The organism is Amycolatopsis sp. lyj-109, assembly GCF_046548995.1.
Classification (GTDB): Bacteria; Actinomycetota; Actinomycetes; order Mycobacteriales; family Pseudonocardiaceae; genus Amycolatopsis.
Genome location: NZ_JAJPWR010000012.1, coordinates 154,319 through 169,226 on the forward strand (window position 1 = coordinate 154,319; position 14,908 = coordinate 169,226).

Genomic DNA, 14,908 nt, shown 5'->3' on the forward strand with positions numbered 1-14,908 from the left:
AAGGAACGTCATGCGCACACTGCGGGCCGGGTTGTCGCTCGTCTCCGCCGGGTTCCTGAGCCTGGTGTTCTCGGGAGTGGTCGTCTCGTCGGCGCAGGCGGATCCGGGTGCCGAGGCGGGCGTCGAGCGCTATCTCGACTCCGTCCGGCACGACCCGGGCCGGTTGCGGGCCTTCATGCTGGACCTGCCCAAGGGCGGCGACCTGCACAGTCACCTGTCCGGGGCGGCGTCGACCGAGCTGCTGATCTCCCTGGCCGCCCGGGACGGGCTGTGCATCCACACCACGACGTTCGTCGCGGCGGCCGGGCCGTGTGGCACGGGTCAGCGTCCCGCCGCCGACACCTCGTCGGATCCCGCTTTCCAGCGTGCCGTGCTGATGGCGTGGTCGATGGAGGGTTTCCAGCCGGGACAAGGCGAATCGGGGCACGACCACTTCTTCGCCACGTTCGGCAAGTTCGGCGCGGTCACCGGCGCGCACCGGCTCGACATGCTGGCCGACGTGCTGGACCGGGCCGGCGGGCAGAACGAGCAGTACCTGGAGACGATGCTGACCCGGCAGGGCGGGCCGCTGTTCGACCTGTCCCAGCGCGTCACCTTCACCGACGACTTCGCCGCAATGCGCGCGCAGGTGCTGGCCGGCGGCACCATGGCGGGCATCACGGCCGCTGCGACCACTGAGATGGACACCGACACCACGCGGCTGCGGTCGCTGCTCGGCTGCGCCACCCCGGCGGCCTCGCCGGGGTGCGGTGTGAGCGTGCGGTACATCCAGCAGGTCAACCGGAACAACCCGCCCAACGTGGTGTTCACGTACATGGTGTCGGCCTTCGAGCTGGCGGCGGCCGACCACCGCACGGTGGCGGTGAACCTGGTCTCGCCGGAGGAAGGCGAGGTCTCCATCCGCGACTACCGGCTGCACATGCGGATGCTGGACTACCTGCGTGGCGTCTACCGCACCGGGCACATCACCCTGCACGCCGGCGAACTCGGCCCCGGCCTGGTCAAGCCGGAGGAGCTGAGCCACCACATCCGGGACGCCGTGCGCACCGGCCGGGCGGAGCGGATCGGGCACGGCGCGGACGTGCTCGGCGAGGACGACTGGCCGCAGCTGATGCGGACGATGGCGGACCGGCACGTGATGGTGGAGATCAACCTCAGCAGCAACGAGCAGATCCTCGGGCTCTCCGGCCGGGACCACCCGTTCCCGAGCTACCGCGCGTTCCGGGTGCCGGTCACCCTGTCCACTGACGACGAGGGTGTCTCCCGCATCGACCTCACCCACGAGTACCAGCGCGCGGCCACCGACTACCGCCTGCGCTACCGCGACCTGAAGACCCTGGCCCGCACCAGCCTGGACCACGCCTTCCTCGACGGCGCGTCCCTGTGGCGCAGCCCGGACACCTTCGTTCCCGCCGCACCGTGCGCCCGCGACCGGCTGGGCACGCCCCGCCCCGGCCCGGCCTGCCGGGCGTTCCTCGCCGGCAGTCCGAAAGCGAGCCTGCAATGGCAGCAGGAAGCCAAGTTCACCGCGTTCGAACACCGCTACCGCTGAGCCCGGCACGACGTAAGGAAAGGAAATCCGCATGTTTTCCTGGCGGCGCTGCATTCCGGTTCTGGTCCTGGTCCTGGCTTCCGCCAGCTTCGCACCACCTGCTCCCGCGGTGGAGGCCGCCCACCGCGTGGTGTCGATCGCACAGGCGCGCACCCTCCCGCTGGGCACGGCGGTCACGGTCGACGGTGTGGCGACGACCCCCTCGGGTGCGTTCGAGTCCAGCTTCTTCGACAAGGGCTTCGGGCTGCAGGACCGCGGCTCCGGCATCTACGTCAGCGTCGCGGCCGACCTGGGTGTCGCTCCCCGCACCCGGGTACGGGTGACCGGCACGCTGCGCGACAGCTTCGGGTTGCTCATCCTCGTTCCCGATGATCCGGCCGCCGTCGTCGTGCACGGCAGAGGTCCCGCCGTCCGGCCGCGGCCGCTCGCGACCGGCGCCGTCGGCGAGAACTCCGAGGGACAGCTGGTGCGCGTGATCGCCACGATCACCCAGGCGCCGGCGCCGGATCTGCCGTACGGGTCCAAGTTCGCCGTCGACGACGGCTCGGGCGAACTCACCATCTTCGTCAACACCCAGACCGGCATCGACCTCACCGGGCTCGCCGCCGGCCGGACCGTCAGCGTGACCGGTTTCAGCAGCCAATTCGACACCCACTACGAAATCGACCCACGATTTCCGGCCGACATCACCAGATGCGATCGATGACCGCAAGGAACGCCCCGAACGTGCGACGCTAGGACCGGCAGAGCAGCGCGTCCGGCGTCCGGCTCGAGCCGATCCGGCCGGTGTAGGCGACGCCGGCGACGTACTCCCCCGGCGCGCACTGGCCCTTGTAGTTCCCGGTCGCGAAGTCGCCGCCGGGGTCGCCGGACGGCCGGTTGTCGCCGCGGTCGAACCACACCGTGCGGCCCGTGCGGCCCAGCGGGGTCGCCGACCGGCCGCACAACACCGCCGAGAAGGCCGCGCCCTGGACGCTGTAGCCGACGACCGCGTGGTCGGGTGGGCACTGTGTCTTGGTGTAGCCGGACGCCCAGTCGGTGTCGACGTAGGTCTCGTCGCGCACGACCACGTACCCGGCCGGTGAGGCGAGGGTCCCGGTGCACAGGCCACGGTTGCCGGTGTGGGCCAGGCCGGCGAGCCGCCGGCCGTCGGGGCAGACGCCCTTGCGGGCGCCCGGGTTCCAGTCCGGCAGCGCCCGCGTCTGGCGCGACTCCTGGAAGTCGCCGTAGTCGAGGTTCAGCATCGACCACCGATCGGTCTCCGGGATCGGGCCGGTTCGCGACGGTGCGGTCACCAGCCGCCGCCAGGCGGGGCCGCGCCAGTCCGTGCCGTCGAGCACGTCGATGCGACGTCCCGCCGGGTCGTATCCGAGCAGGGCCCAGCCGTCACCGGAGCCGTTGGCCTGGAAGCCGACCGCGGGCCAGTAGGCGAAGTCGGTGTCGGTCTCGGCCAGGTAGTTCACGAAGTTCTCGAAGAACGCGCGTGATGCCGGGTCGGTGGTGTTGCGGCCTTCGCCGAATTCACTGATCCACAGCGGCGCGGTGTAGTGCTTGCCGGTGTCGGCCGAGACGAAGAACGCCTGCCGGTACAGGGTGTCCCGCAGTTCCTGGGGCGAGAGGTCGCGGTAGCGCGGGTCGTGCGTTTCGCCGATGCCGGTCGCGCCGGAGTGGTTGGGCCCGGTGTAGCCGTAGAAGTGCGCCGAATAGACGAGCTTGCCCGAGTCCACGAGCGTGTGCGACAGCGTCCGGGCGGGTTCCAGCGTCGGCCGGCCGTGCGGGAAGCCGTCGATCGGCAGCCCGGTCCAGTTGATGCCCTCGACGAAGATCAGCAGGTCGCGGTTCGCCTCGGTGAGGATGCGGTCGGCGACCTGCTGGCTCGCGCGCTGCCAGTCGGTGCCGTTGCCCCAGCCCCAGTTGGGGTCGTCGAAGGTGGTGCGACGGACCTCGTTGTACAGATCGGCGCCGACGACGCGCTTGTTCGCGGCGTAGCGGCGCGCCATGAACAGCCAGTCGTCCTGCCACTGCTGTTCGGTCTGCGCGGTGTTCCAGCGTTCGTTGCCGTCGAGCCCGCAGCACCAGCGCGAGGTCGTGGTGTGGTTGTTGAGGATGACGGCGAACCCGCGCGCGGTCAGCCGGTCGACGACGCGGTCGTAGACCTGCAGCGGCGTGAGGCCGTGCAGGTCCGGGTTGGCGGCGAGGTCCGGCACGGGCCGGGTATCGCGGAGCATCGCGTTGGAGAACTGCAGCCGGACGCTGTTCAGGCCGAGCTGCGCGAGCCCGTCGATGACCGTGTCGATCGACGCGCGGTCGAGCCCGAGCGGGGTCTGGTAGGCGATCTCGCCGGCGTGGTGGTCGGCCGGGTCGTTCACGTCGCCGGAGCCGGTCCACGTGCCGCTCGCGCCGTGCCAGTTGGCGGCCTTCAGCTTGAAGCGGTCGCCGTGCGCGTCGACGATGTATCGGCCCCGGGTGCTGAGGGGCCCGGACCAGGACGGCGGGTCCGTCTCGGCGCGGGCGACGGGAACGACGACGGCGGTGGCGAGCAGGACGGTGAGCAGCACACCCGAGATCCTCACGCGAGTGAGTCAACCAACTCGCGGCCCGCCGGATAAGGGCCATAAGGAGGTCGCGCGTCACCGGCTGGAGTGCTGCCGGCCGCCGCGCGTCACCGCAGCGAGTTCAGGAACTCCGCGCCGAAGTCGTGGTCGTCGTCATCGTCGTCATCGGCTTCCGGAGCAGGCTGCGACAGGTCGAGCGCCGCGAGTTCGGCGATCTCCACCCGGGTCCGCTCTTCGGCCCCGTCGACGGCCGCCTGTCGTTCGGCTTCCGGGAGGGCGTTCCACGCGTCGATCTCCGTGTGTGCCGTTCGGAGGGTCTTTTCGCTCAGGTACGACCGGTAGAGCAGGTCCTCCGGCTTTGCCCGCCCGGCCAGGACGTCGCGGGCGAAGTCGGCCAGGTCGCCGTCGCCGCGAGCCAGCAGGACCACCTGGTTGTGCCTTGCGCGCCGGCCCTGCTCGGTGCGCCACGGTGAGCTCTCCACGTCAGGTCCCCGGGTGCTTGTAGGGCTCGCCGGGCCAGGACTGGGCGGCGATTTCGCCGTTGCCCGCCACCAGCTCGGACACCGACGCGACCGAGTGCGCCAGCGTGGTGAGCGTGTCGATGGCGGCCCGCAGCGGGCTGGCTTCGGCCAGCACGCCGGCGATGGCCTGGCGCGCGGACTCGCCGTCGCTGAGACCGACGATGCCGAGCAGGGCCAGCTCCAGGGCCTTCCCGATCTTCAGCACCTTGCCGAGCACCGAGTCCAGCAGGGACTCGAGGGCGAAGTCGAGGGCCTGCATGGCGTCGTAGGCCGCACGGGCGAAGTTCTTGATCTTCCAGCCGGCGTCCGCGCAGAACTTGGCGTGCGCGGCGCAAGCGTACGAATAGTCGGTGAGCCAGGCGCGCGCCGCTTCGCCGGCGTGCCCGGTCCAGCGGTCCTGGATGCCGAGCCGGCCGCGGTCGATGTTCTGCTTGATCTTGCCGAACGCGAGCCCGGTGTCCTCGAACACCATGCCCTGGCGCAGCAGCAGGTCCCAGTCGCCGGTCACCAGCTTCTCGACCAGTGTCAGCAGGTCGGTCCCGATGATCTTCGTCAGCAGCCCGCGCACCGGCCCGGAGATCGACGCCCCGCCCGCGATCTTGTCCGCGATGCGCTGGAGCTCGATGTTCCAGCCGTCGAATGCGTCCTCGGCCGGGTTGAGAGACCCCGGGTACGGCTCGAGGGTCCGGGGGTTGAGGGACGCGTTGTCGAAGTCGGTGAAGGCTGCGGCGGTTTCCGGGGAGACGACGTCGGCGGCGGCGACCCGCTCGGAGTGCGCGTCCGGGTAGGCCCGGTCGGCCTGCGCGGCGGCCTCGTGGTCGGTCTCGCGGTACAGCTTGGCCACGGCGACGAGCGCGGTGTCGAAGGCGTCGGCCAGCGATTCGGCCTTGCGGTCGTTGGCGAGGCAGAGCGCCTGCCACTGGTCGAGTGGCTGGGCGAGGAGGTTGACCAGCAACCCTTCGCCCAGCTCGTTCGGGCCGTCGGTGGCCGCCGCCGCGTAGAGGCCGGCCGCGGAGCCCGCCCGCCCGGCGAGCGCGCCGAGCTTCCGGATGGCGTCCGGGTCGGCGTGGAAATCGGTGCTGATGGTCGATCCTCCGGGTTGTGTGTTCGGGTGCGGTGTCCACGTCCGACCGGCCGGAACGGTTTAGTATCGCGGCGCCGGAAGAACTCAGCCACCTGACCTCGCCGAAGGAGTGACGGTCAGTTGAGGTGCAGGGCGAACCGGGCGTGCTCGGGGAGTTCGGGACCGGCGACCGGCAGATGGCCGTCCGGCGGCTCGTGGAGTACTTCACCGGGCAGCCCGAGGCGGTACAGCGGGCCATGCGCAACTGGGCCCGGCGCCATCCCGGCACGCTCACCAACGACCTGACCGCCGCGCTACCCGCCGCCCCCTGAGCCGGCGGCTGATTGTCGCCGAGGCCGGTGTTCCGTTCCGTCCTCTTCGGACAGACCAGGAGTGCCCGCCGGAGTTTTCGTCGCCCTTCTCCGGTCGGGGAATTCTCCGAGCGCGCGTTGCCAGGGATGGTTGCGATAGGTATCGGCGAGCGCCACTCGCAGCCAGTCCCGTTGCCTGCTGCCGAGCACGGTCAGCGCGTCGGTGAAGTCGTGTTCGTCCTTGGGGCGTGGGTCTTCGGCCTTGTAGAACAGTTGGATCTCGGGGGCGAGGTAGGGGATCCCGTCCGCGCTGGTGTGCCCGAGTGCCGCGATGGGTCGGCGCAACCGAAGGTTTCGCCTCGACACCCACTCCTGACCGGACGATTCGTCGAGCATGACCTGGATCTGCCACGGCTTGTCGTGTGCCGGTCGACACCAGATGTCCTGCACACCAGCGGGAAGGACTTCCTGAGGACGCCAGGGCCGCAACACCCCGGGAGGATCAGCGGCCCACCATTCCCAGCCCCTCAGCGCCTCCTGCACCGCCAGGTGATCGCGGCGCAGCACCAGCACATCGATGTCGCCGTGCTCGCGCAGCGGCCGGCCGACGGCGAGTTCGATGGCGTATCCGCCGGCCACCCACCACGGCGCGCCCAACCGCGTGAACAGCTGCGCAACCGCAGCCGGGAACCGGTCGGCGTTCGTCGACTTCGCCAACACCGACCAGCCGGACCGCAGCGCCGAGATCCCGCGGATCGCGGTCCCGACGCTGGTCCTGCGCAGCGCCGGTATCGACGGGCAGCACTTCGCCCGGGACATCCCGGGCGCGCAGGAGCGCGTGCACGCCGACGGCGGGCACCTGCTGCCGGAAGAGGACCCGGACTGGGTACTTCGCCGCGATCTGAGACGCCGGGTCCGCAAGTGAATCAGACCACAGACTGACCAACTGACCAATCTGGTCAGTATGGTCGAAGGCATGGAAGCAAACCCCACACGCCGGGTACTCGTGGTCGGGATGGGTGTCAGCGGGATCGCGACCGCCGCCCGGTTGCACGCCGCAGGCTGGACTCCGGTGCTGGTCGAACGCGCTCCCGCGCGCCGGTCCGGCGGCTACTTCGTCGCCCTGTTCGGCGCGGGCAAGGCCGCCGCCGCCCGGCTCGGGCTCGGCGCCCACCTCCACGACCGCGGTGCGCCGCAACCTCCGCTGAACATCGACCGGCGCGGGCGCGGCCGGGCGGGTGCCGGGATCGCCGACCTGCCCGGCAAGCCGTGGCTGATCCTGCGCGGCGACGCCGAACAAGCCGCCTACGCGGTCCTGCCCGACGACGTCGAGATCCGCTACTCCACCGTGCCCACCGCGATCGAGCAGGACACCGGCGGCGTCGACGTCACCCTGCACAACACCGCCACCGGCACCACGGGCACCGAGCGGTACGACCTCGTCGTCGGCGCCGACGGACTGCGCTCGACCGTGCGGTCGCTGGTGTTCGGCCCGCACGAAGACCACCTGCACCGGCTCGGCTACATGGTCGTGGCCTTCGAATACGCCGGGACCCCGGCCGGCCTCCCGCCCGGGCGGGGCGCGACGCTGCTCGAACCGGGCCGGTCGATGTGGGTCTTCGCCTTCGCCGACCACAACCCGACGGTGATGCTGACCTACCGCACCGACGACGTCGACGCCGAATTCACGCAGTCACCCGCCGATCGGGTCCGGGCCGCGTTCGGACCGCAACCGCTGGGCACCACGCTCGGCGACGTCGTCGACCACCTCGAAGCGACCGGCGACGCACTCTTCGACTCCGTGGAACAGGTGCGGATGCCTCGGTGGCACCGCGGGCGCGTCGTCCTGGTCGGCGACTCCGCCTGGTGCGTCACGCTCTACGCGGGCATGGGCGTCTCCTCCGGACTCACCGGCGCCGACCTGCTCGGCACCATGCTCGAACGCCACGACGACCTCGAAACCGCCCTCACCGAGTGGGAACGCGCTCTGCGGCCCTACGTCGACCACTACCAGGACGGCGCGTTCGCCGACCGCAAGATCTTCATGGCCGACAACCGCCCGGAGATCCTGTTCCGGCGCGCGCTCCCGAGACTGGCGAAGACGCGGCTCGGCAGCCGCCTGATCGAACGGGTGATGCGCGTGGACGACATCGCGAAGTTCAAGAATGCCGATATCGTCGGCACCGTACTTCACCCTCCGGAAAGGACCAGCGTTGCCGGACCTGCCTGAGCACAGCTCCCCCAAGGCCGCGCGCATCCTCGCGGCCGCGGGCGAACTGCTGCTCGCCCGCGGCAGCAAAGGCGTCACCATCGCCGACGTCGCCACCCGCGCCCACATCGGCAAAGGCACCGTCTACCTCTACTGGAAGACGAAGGAAGACCTCCTGCTCGGCCTGATCGGCCGCGACTTCCTCGCCCTCGCCGACGACGCCACCGAAGCCGTGACCGCCGACCCCGACCTCGCCCGGCCGTCCCGCCTGGTCCCGGACATGCTGACCAGGGCCGCCCGGCACCCGTTCGTCGACGCCCTGCGCAGCGAAGACGACGGACTCCTCGGCGCCCTCACCGCCGACCCGCGCTCGGTGAAACTGCTCGAGACCTTGAGCCCGGACGCGATGATGCACGGCGTGCTCCCGATCTGGCGCCGCCACGGCCTCGCCCGCACCGACTGGCCGCTCGACGAGCAGGCGCTCGCTCTCCACGCCCTGCTCACCGGCTTCCTCACGGTCACCGGGCGGCACCGCTCCCGGCGCGGACCGGCCGAGCCGGAAACGGTGCTCGCCAAAGCGGTCACCGCACTGCTCGGCCCGGAACACGCCACCCCCGACCAGGTCCGGGCAACAGCCGCGGACGGCCTTCACATGCTCGCCGACGCCCGCGCGACGGCACTCGACCTCATCGCTCTTCCCGCCTAACGGGCGCTCTCGGTCGCCGGCTTCTCCTGGCCGGCCGCCCACGACGACAGCAGGGCCAGACCGTCCGCGGTCGCCGTGCCGGCGGGCGCGGTGTAGACGGTCAGGAGCAGGCAGGGATCGGCAGGCAGCTCCATCGACTCGACGTCCAGGTCGAGCCGGCCCACCACCGGATGGTGCAGACGCTTGCGTCCGGACCGGTGGAGCCGGACGTCCTGGGATGCCCACCGCCGCCGGAACAGTTCGCTGCGTGTCGACAACTCACCGACCAGGGTGATCAGCTCCTCGTCGTGCGGATTGCGGCCGGCTTCCATGCGCAGCTTCGCGGCCACATCGCCGGCGATCCGGTCGTAGTCGACGAAGAACGTTCGTGCCGATCCGGGATCCAGGTACACGAACCGCGCGGTGTTCGCCGGCCGTCGCGGGTCGGCCAGCACCGGTGAATACAGCGCGCGGGCAAGGTGGTTCATCGCCAGCACGTCATAACGGCCGTTGCAAATCCACGCCGGCGCATCGGCGATGGCGTCGAGCACCTGCTGCAGCGCCGGACGCACCGGCACGGCGGGTCGCCGGCGACGTGGACCGCCGGGCGCTCTCGACTGCCGCGCAAGGTGGAACAGGTGATCGCGCTCGGCCTCGTCGAGTTGCAAGGCAGCGGCCACCGCGTCGAGCACCCCGTCGGAGGCGCCGGCGAGGCCGCCACGCTCCATGCGCACGTAGTAGTCGACCGACACCCCTGCCAGCAGCGCCACCTCTTCGCGACGCAGACCTTTGACCCGGCGGTTGCCGCCGTAGGCGGGCAGCCCCGCCCGCTCGGGCGTGATCCGCGCGCGCCGCGAGCTCAGGAATTCCTTGATCTCGGTGCTCGGATCGATCGTGGCCACCCCTGCACTGTAGGTCCTGTCCGCGGGCGAAGGGAGGTACTGCCGGTACCCCCCCGACGGCTAGTACTGCAGGGACACTTGTGTGCGTGACCTGGGGAAAGTCACCGTTTGCCGTGGCTGGTGGTCGTGAGTGGTAATTCGGGTTCTAACCCGAATTACCACTCACGACCAGCTGCGGCAGATCGGCAGGCCGGCGTCCAGGATTGTCCTGGCAGGCTGTCTTCGGCCGCATCGAACAAAGATCTCGCCCTGCAGTACTAGGTACCCGTTGCGGTCGTGGCGATGCCGCCGTCGGCCGGGATGATGGTGCCGGTGAGGTAGGAACCGGCCCGGCTGGCGAGGAACACGGCGACGCCTGCCATGTCGTCGTCGCGGCCGAGCCGGCCCAGAGGGGCCTTCGCCACGATCGTGTCGCCGAGTGCGTCGAGCGTCGACGCCATCATCTGCGACGGGAACGGTCCCGGGGCCACGGCGTTCACCGTGACGTGCTGTGGACCCAGTTCCCTGGCCAGCACCCTGGTGAGCTGATGGAGTCCCGCTTTGCTGCTGACGTACGAGTAGTTGGGCGACTCGGCGACGTGGATGGCGGCGATACTGCCGATGTTGATGATCCGCGCGGGATCGTCGGCGGTGCCCGCCTTGCGCAGTGCCGGGAGCAGCGCCTGCACCAGCCAGAACGGCGACTTGAGGTTGAGGTCGAGCACGGCGTCCCAGGCCTCGTCCGGGAACGTCTCAAGCGGCTCGCGCCACATCGCGCCCGCGTTGTTGACGAGGATGTCCAGGCGTTCCGAACCGGCCTCGACGAGATCGGCGAGGCGCTGACACTCGTCGTGCCGGGACAGGTCGGCGGGGATTGCCCGGACGTCGCCGAATTCGGCCAGCAGACGCTGTGCCTCCGCGCACGTGTCCGCGTTGCGTGAGCTGATCACGACGCGGGCGCCCGCCTGCAGAAGGCCGCGCGCGATCATCATCCCGATGCCCTTGGTGCCGCCGGTGACCAGTGCGTACTTCCCACTCAGATCGAACAGGTCTGTGTGGGTGGTGAACTGGTTGTCCGCCATTGGTCTTCGTTCCTTTTTTCGTGGAAGCAGGTGCCGACGCGGTCACGCGTCCGGCGCGGCTGCGGGGAGCCGCCTCGACCAGGCTGACAGGCGTCCCGGGGGTCTGGGAGATCCTGGTGGGACAGGTACCGTGAGAGCCACCTTTACGTGGCAGACACGGGTTTTTCGAAGACGAGCCCATGGCCGTCTTCGTCGTCCCAGTGCGCACCGACCTGCACGAACCCGAAGCCGGCGATCGTGGCCAGCGAGGCCACGTTGTCCGGGCTGATCGTCGCGCGGACCGTGTGTACGCCGGTTTCCGCGGCGGCCCTGCGCAGCAGTTCGGTCAACGCGGCCCTGGCATAGCCGCGGCGACGGAACGCGGGATCCACCGAGTAACCGATCTCGACCGTGCCGGATTCGTCGGGTGGGCCGTGAAACCCGGCATGCCCGACAACCACGCCTTCGTCGCCGACGACCGCCTGTCTCGCCAGCCACCGCGCGTTGTGCGGATCCGCGGCGATCCGGTCCAGCCGATGCCGCCACAACCACCGCGCCCGATCGGTCAGGAAGTACTCGGTCAGCGGGACCCCGGCCAGGCGTCCGGCCTCGGCGAGGTCGCCCTCGACGAGCGCGGACATCGCCGCGCCAGCCAACTCGACGAAATGACTCTTCCGCAGCGTCACCGAGCCATGCTCGGTCAGCCACGCCACCGCCCGCAATCGAAATACCTCGCCTTCGCGAGGGCGTGGGCGTCGTCAGGGTGGAACGCCACCCGTCTGTGCCACCAGCAGCCGGACTCCGTGAAGGACTCCTGCCGGGCACTTCGTCCCGGCGCGGCTGCGCGGGTCGCCGCCGCTCATCAGTTCGGCGGCACGGCGTCCAGCGCGGCCAGCGCGTTGCGGATGCCCTGCTCCAGCACATCGTCGGCGAGGTGCCGGTCGGCGAGGGTGCGGGACAGCTGCAGGGTTCCGACCATCAGGGCGTAGACGCCGAGTACCCGGATGCGCGCCGACGGCGGATCGTGCGGGGCCAGCCGGACGGCGATGTCGTCGATGATCCCGAGGAGGCTGTCCGTGTACGCCTGCTTGGTCGAGTCCGCGCACCGGCTCATCTCGTCGAGCAGGGCGGCGGAGGGATAGCCCTCCTCGGGGTTGTCCCGGTGTTCGGGCGAGAGGTAGGCGCGCACCATCGCCTCGATCCCGGCGCGACCCGGTTCGAACGAGGTGAGCCACTCGCGCTGGCCGTGCAGCTGCTCGGCGACCGCGGTGGCAACCAGGTCCTCTTTGGACTCGAAGTGGGCGTAGAAGGCGCCGTTGGTCAGGCCCGCGTCCTTCATGAGCGTGGCGACCCCGGAGCCGTCGATGCCGTCGCGCTTGAACCGGCGACCGGCCGACTCGATGATCCGCTGCCTCGTCTCCAGCTTGTGCTCTTTCCCGTACCGCACCACGCGCTCCTCCGCTCAGCCTGTCACCCATGTTAGTACGGTCATAATTCAAATCCGCCCCAACCCTTGCACTCCGGGTCTCGCCGTGCCTGTGGTAGTACGATCGTAATTCAAAGGACGGGAACCATGACGACAACATCTCCGCAGGTGGCGCTGGTGACGGGCGCGTCATCCGGCATCGGCAAGGCCACCACGCGCACCCTCGCGGACGCCGGCTTCACGGTGATCGGGACGAGCCGCGACACCTCGCGCGGCACCCCCGGTGACGGCGTGACGTTCCTGGACCTCGACGTGACGAGCGACGAGTCGGTCGCCGGCGTCGTCGAGCAGGTGCTCGACCGCTTCGGACGACTCGACGTGCTGGTCAACAACGCCGGGATCGGCGCCAACGGCGCCGCCGAGGAGTTCTCGATCGCCCAGACCCGGAACGTGTTCGACGTCAACGTCTTCGGCCTCGTCCGCATGACGAAGGCCGTCCTGCCGCACATGCGCACCCGCGGCAGCGGGCGCATCATCAACGTCTCGTCCGTCGCCGGCTTCGTGCCCAACCCCTTCATGGCCACCTACGTCGCGACCAAGCACGCGGTCGAGGGGTACTCCGAGTCGCTGGACCACGAGGTCCGCGAATACGGCGTGCGGGTGCTGCGGGTCCAGCCCGGCCCGGTCAACACGCCGTTCGACGCCAACCAGGTGCAGGCCGACACCCCGCTGGCGGTCTACGCGCACCGGCGGCGCGTCTTCGATGACGTCATGCGGGAGTCGATGCGCGGCGGCGCCGACCCGGCCGTCGTCGCCAGGGTGATCGCCGCGGCGGCCACCGATCCGAAACCGAAGCTGCGCTACACCGCCGGTTCGACGGCCGGGCGCGTCAGCGCGCTGCGCCGCATCGCCCCCGCGCGGGCCTTCGACAAGAGCGTCCGCAAACTCAACCGGATGGGGCGCTGAATGCGGGCGTTCACCGTCGATCGCTACGGAAAGACCGGCAACGACCTGCGGGCCACCGACGTACCCGAGCCCGAGGTGCGCGAAGACGACGTGCTGGTCCAGGTGCACGCCGCGGGCGTCAACGCGCTGGACGCCAAGATCCGGGATGGCGAGTTCAAGCTGATCCTGCCCTACCGCCTGCCGCTGATCCTGGGCAACGACGTGGCCGGCGTCGTCGTCCGGACCGGGCACCTTCGCCGAGTTCATCGCCATCCACGAAGACGATCTCGCCGCGAAGCCGAAGAGCCTCACCATGGTCGAAGCGGCCGCCATCCCGCTGGTCGGCCTGCCCTCCTGGCAGGCGTTGATCGAAATCGCGGGTCTCCGGAAGGGCCAGAAGGTCTTCATCCAGGCCGGTTCCGGTGGTGTGGGGACCTTCGCGATCCAGCTGGCGAAGCACCTCGGCGCGACCGTGGCCACGACGGCCGGCGCGGCCAACCACGACCTGGTCGACGTCGTGGTGCACAGCCTCGACGAGGCGACGCTCATGAAGTCCCTGCGAGTGCTCAAACCCGGCGGAAAGCTCATCTCGATCTCCGGCCCGTCGGACCCCGCCTTCGCCAGGGAGCTCGGCAAGCCGTGGATCCTGCGGCCGGCGACGCGGATCCTGAGTCATCATCCGGCCGGTCATGGACCGCGTCTTCCCGTTCGAAGCAACCAACGAAGCCATCGCGTATGTCCACAAGGGACGCGCCAAGGGCAAAGTCGTCATCAAGGTGAAATGACCCGTCAGCCAGGAGCCCGACCATGACCGTGCGCACCACTCACCAAGACGCCCCGACCAAAACCGCCGACGTCGCCGGAACGGCGTTCGCCTACCGGGAACTGGGGCCGGACACCGGCACCCCGGTGGTCTTCCTCAACCACCTGGCCGCGGTCCTGGACAACTGGGACCCCCGGGTCGTCGACGGCATCGCCGCGCGACACCACGTGATCACCTTCGACAACCGGGGAGTCGGCGCCTCGCAAGGCACCACGCCGCGCTCGGTGACGGCGATGGCTCGCGACGCCGTCGCCTTCATCCGGGCGCTGGGCCACGACCGGGTCGATCTTCTCGGATTCTCACTCGGCGGCTTCGTCGCCCAGGTGATCGCCGAAGAGGAACCGCGGCTGGTCCGCAAGCTGATCCTCGCGGGCACCGGTCCGGCCGGCGGCGAAGGCATCGACCGGGTCACCGCGGTCACCCTGCTCGACACCTTCAAAGCAACGCTGACCCGCAAAGACCCGAAGGAGTACCTCTTCTTCACCCGCACCGCCGACGGCAAAGCCGCGGCCCGGCAGTTCGTGAACCGGCTGAAGGAACGCACGGACAACCGGGACGAGCCGATCTCCGTCACCGCGTTCCGCAACCAGCTGAAAGCCATCCACGACTGGGGAATCCGGAAACCGGCCGACCTCGGCGGCATCCAGCAGCCGGTCCTGGTCGCCAACGGTGACCAGGACCGGATGGTGCCCAGCAGGAACTCCGCAGACCTGGCCCGGCGCATGCCCCACGCCCGGCTCACGCTCTACCCCGATGCCGGACACGGCGGCATCTTCCAACATCACGACGAATTCGTCGCCGAAGCCTTGACCTTCCTGGAGTCGTGACGCTCGGCGACGAAAAGGAGGCCCGCTCGCGCTTTCTGCGAACGGGCCT

17 protein-coding genes and 1 pseudogene are annotated in these 14,908 nt (G+C 70.0%); 10 read left to right on the forward strand and 8 right to left on the reverse strand.

Annotated features, from left to right (window positions below; all coding sequences use genetic code 11):
• The first annotated feature begins 10 nt into the window (after positions 1-10).
• Entirely contained in the window at positions 11-1,552 is a 1,542-nt protein-coding gene (locus ACLJQF_RS26435; RefSeq protein WP_410612472.1) for an adenosine deaminase family protein, read from the forward strand.
• 31 nt (positions 1,553-1,583) lie between these two features.
• A complete protein-coding gene (locus tag ACLJQF_RS26440; protein ID WP_410612474.1) occupies positions 1,584-2,258 on the forward strand; it encodes a hypothetical protein in 675 nt (224 codons plus the stop codon).
• Positions 2,259-2,286: 28 nt separating this feature from the next.
• Here the strand turns inward: ACLJQF_RS26440 and ACLJQF_RS26445 are convergent, their stop codons facing one another.
• From ACLJQF_RS26445 to ACLJQF_RS26455, 3 genes are all read right to left on the reverse strand, one after another.
• Entirely contained in the window at positions 2,287-4,125 is a 1,839-nt protein-coding gene (locus ACLJQF_RS26445; protein ID WP_410612475.1) for a glycoside hydrolase family 5 protein, read from the reverse strand.
• An 89-nt stretch (positions 4,126-4,214) separates the two neighbouring features.
• The gene (locus ACLJQF_RS26450) at positions 4,215-4,589 is read right to left on the reverse strand and encodes a hypothetical protein (RefSeq protein WP_410612476.1); all 375 of its coding nucleotides are present in this window, start codon (positions 4,587-4,589) and stop codon (positions 4,215-4,217) included.
• Position 4,590: 1 nt separating this feature from the next.
• Positions 4,591-5,583 carry a hypothetical protein gene (locus ACLJQF_RS26455; protein ID WP_410612477.1) on the reverse strand — a complete coding sequence of 331 codons (993 nt, stop codon included), beginning with the start codon at positions 5,581-5,583 and terminating at the stop codon, positions 4,591-4,593.
• Between the two features lie 254 nt (positions 5,584-5,837).
• Here ACLJQF_RS26455 and ACLJQF_RS26460 point away from each other — a divergent pair, with 254 nt between their 5' ends.
• Positions 5,838-6,023, forward strand: a complete 186-nt coding sequence (locus ACLJQF_RS26460) for a hypothetical protein (RefSeq protein WP_410612478.1) — start codon at positions 5,838-5,840, stop codon at positions 6,021-6,023.
• Here ACLJQF_RS26460 and ACLJQF_RS26465 read toward each other — a convergent pair.
• Complete coding sequence (locus ACLJQF_RS26465) at positions 6,006-6,641, reverse strand: nucleotidyltransferase domain-containing protein (RefSeq protein ID WP_410612479.1); 636 nt, start codon at positions 6,639-6,641, stop codon at positions 6,006-6,008. The genes ACLJQF_RS26460 and ACLJQF_RS26465 overlap by 18 nt on opposite strands.
• Between ACLJQF_RS26465 and ACLJQF_RS26470 the strand changes: the two genes are divergently transcribed.
• Genes ACLJQF_RS26470 through ACLJQF_RS26480 form a run of 3 tightly spaced genes read left to right on the forward strand, consistent with a single transcriptional unit; the run spans position 6,622 to position 8,917 of the window.
• Positions 6,622-6,927 carry an alpha/beta fold hydrolase gene (locus ACLJQF_RS26470; RefSeq protein ID WP_410612481.1) on the forward strand — a complete coding sequence of 102 codons (306 nt, stop codon included), beginning with the start codon at positions 6,622-6,624 and terminating at the stop codon, positions 6,925-6,927. The two genes, ACLJQF_RS26465 and ACLJQF_RS26470, sit on opposite strands and share 20 nt — an antisense overlap.
• Before the next feature lie 51 nt (positions 6,928-6,978).
• Positions 6,979-8,232 (forward strand): FAD-dependent monooxygenase, encoded by a 1,254-nt coding sequence (locus tag ACLJQF_RS26475; protein ID WP_410612483.1) that lies wholly within the window; start codon positions 6,979-6,981, stop codon positions 8,230-8,232.
• Positions 8,216-8,917 carry a TetR/AcrR family transcriptional regulator gene (locus ACLJQF_RS26480; protein ID WP_410612484.1) on the forward strand — a complete coding sequence of 234 codons (702 nt, stop codon included), beginning with the start codon at positions 8,216-8,218 and terminating at the stop codon, positions 8,915-8,917. The genes ACLJQF_RS26475 and ACLJQF_RS26480 overlap by 17 nt, the downstream gene beginning before the upstream one ends.
• Here the strand turns inward: ACLJQF_RS26480 and ACLJQF_RS26485 are convergent.
• The 4 genes from ACLJQF_RS26485 to ACLJQF_RS26500 form a co-directional block, all read right to left on the reverse strand.
• Entirely contained in the window at positions 8,914-9,798 is an 885-nt protein-coding gene (locus tag ACLJQF_RS26485; RefSeq protein WP_410612485.1) for a helix-turn-helix transcriptional regulator, read from the reverse strand. The genes ACLJQF_RS26480 and ACLJQF_RS26485 overlap by 4 nt on opposite strands.
• 257 nt (positions 9,799-10,055) lie before the next feature.
• Entirely contained in the window at positions 10,056-10,859 is an 804-nt protein-coding gene (locus ACLJQF_RS26490) for an SDR family oxidoreductase (protein ID WP_410612487.1), read from the reverse strand.
• A gap of 143 nt (positions 10,860-11,002) precedes the next feature.
• Positions 11,003-11,524: a GNAT family N-acetyltransferase gene (locus ACLJQF_RS26495; RefSeq protein ID WP_410612488.1), complete on the reverse strand. Its 522-nt coding sequence runs from the start codon at positions 11,522-11,524 to the stop codon at positions 11,003-11,005.
• Positions 11,525-11,700: 176 nt separating this feature from the next.
• Positions 11,701-12,285, reverse strand: coding sequence for a TetR/AcrR family transcriptional regulator (locus ACLJQF_RS26500; protein ID WP_410612489.1), 585 nt, complete (start codon positions 12,283-12,285; stop codon positions 11,701-11,703).
• A gap of 126 nt (positions 12,286-12,411) precedes the next feature.
• Between ACLJQF_RS26500 and ACLJQF_RS26505 the strand changes: the two genes are divergently transcribed.
• The 4 genes and pseudogenes from ACLJQF_RS26505 (at position 12,412) to ACLJQF_RS26520 (ending at position 14,859) form a co-directional block, all read left to right on the forward strand.
• Positions 12,412-13,230 (forward strand): oxidoreductase, encoded by an 819-nt coding sequence (locus tag ACLJQF_RS26505; RefSeq protein WP_410612490.1) that lies wholly within the window; start codon positions 12,412-12,414, stop codon positions 13,228-13,230.
• Positions 13,231-13,401: pseudogene (locus ACLJQF_RS26510) on the forward strand (NADP-dependent oxidoreductase); the annotation flags it as partial.
• Between the two features lie 497 nt (positions 13,402-13,898).
• Positions 13,899-13,994, forward strand: coding sequence for a zinc-binding dehydrogenase (locus ACLJQF_RS26515; protein ID WP_410612491.1), 96 nt, complete (start codon positions 13,899-13,901; stop codon positions 13,992-13,994).
• 22 nt (positions 13,995-14,016) lie between these two features.
• Positions 14,017-14,859 carry an alpha/beta fold hydrolase gene (locus tag ACLJQF_RS26520; protein WP_410612492.1) on the forward strand — a complete coding sequence of 281 codons (843 nt, stop codon included), beginning with the start codon at positions 14,017-14,019 and terminating at the stop codon, positions 14,857-14,859.
• Positions 14,860-14,908 lie beyond the last annotated feature (49 nt).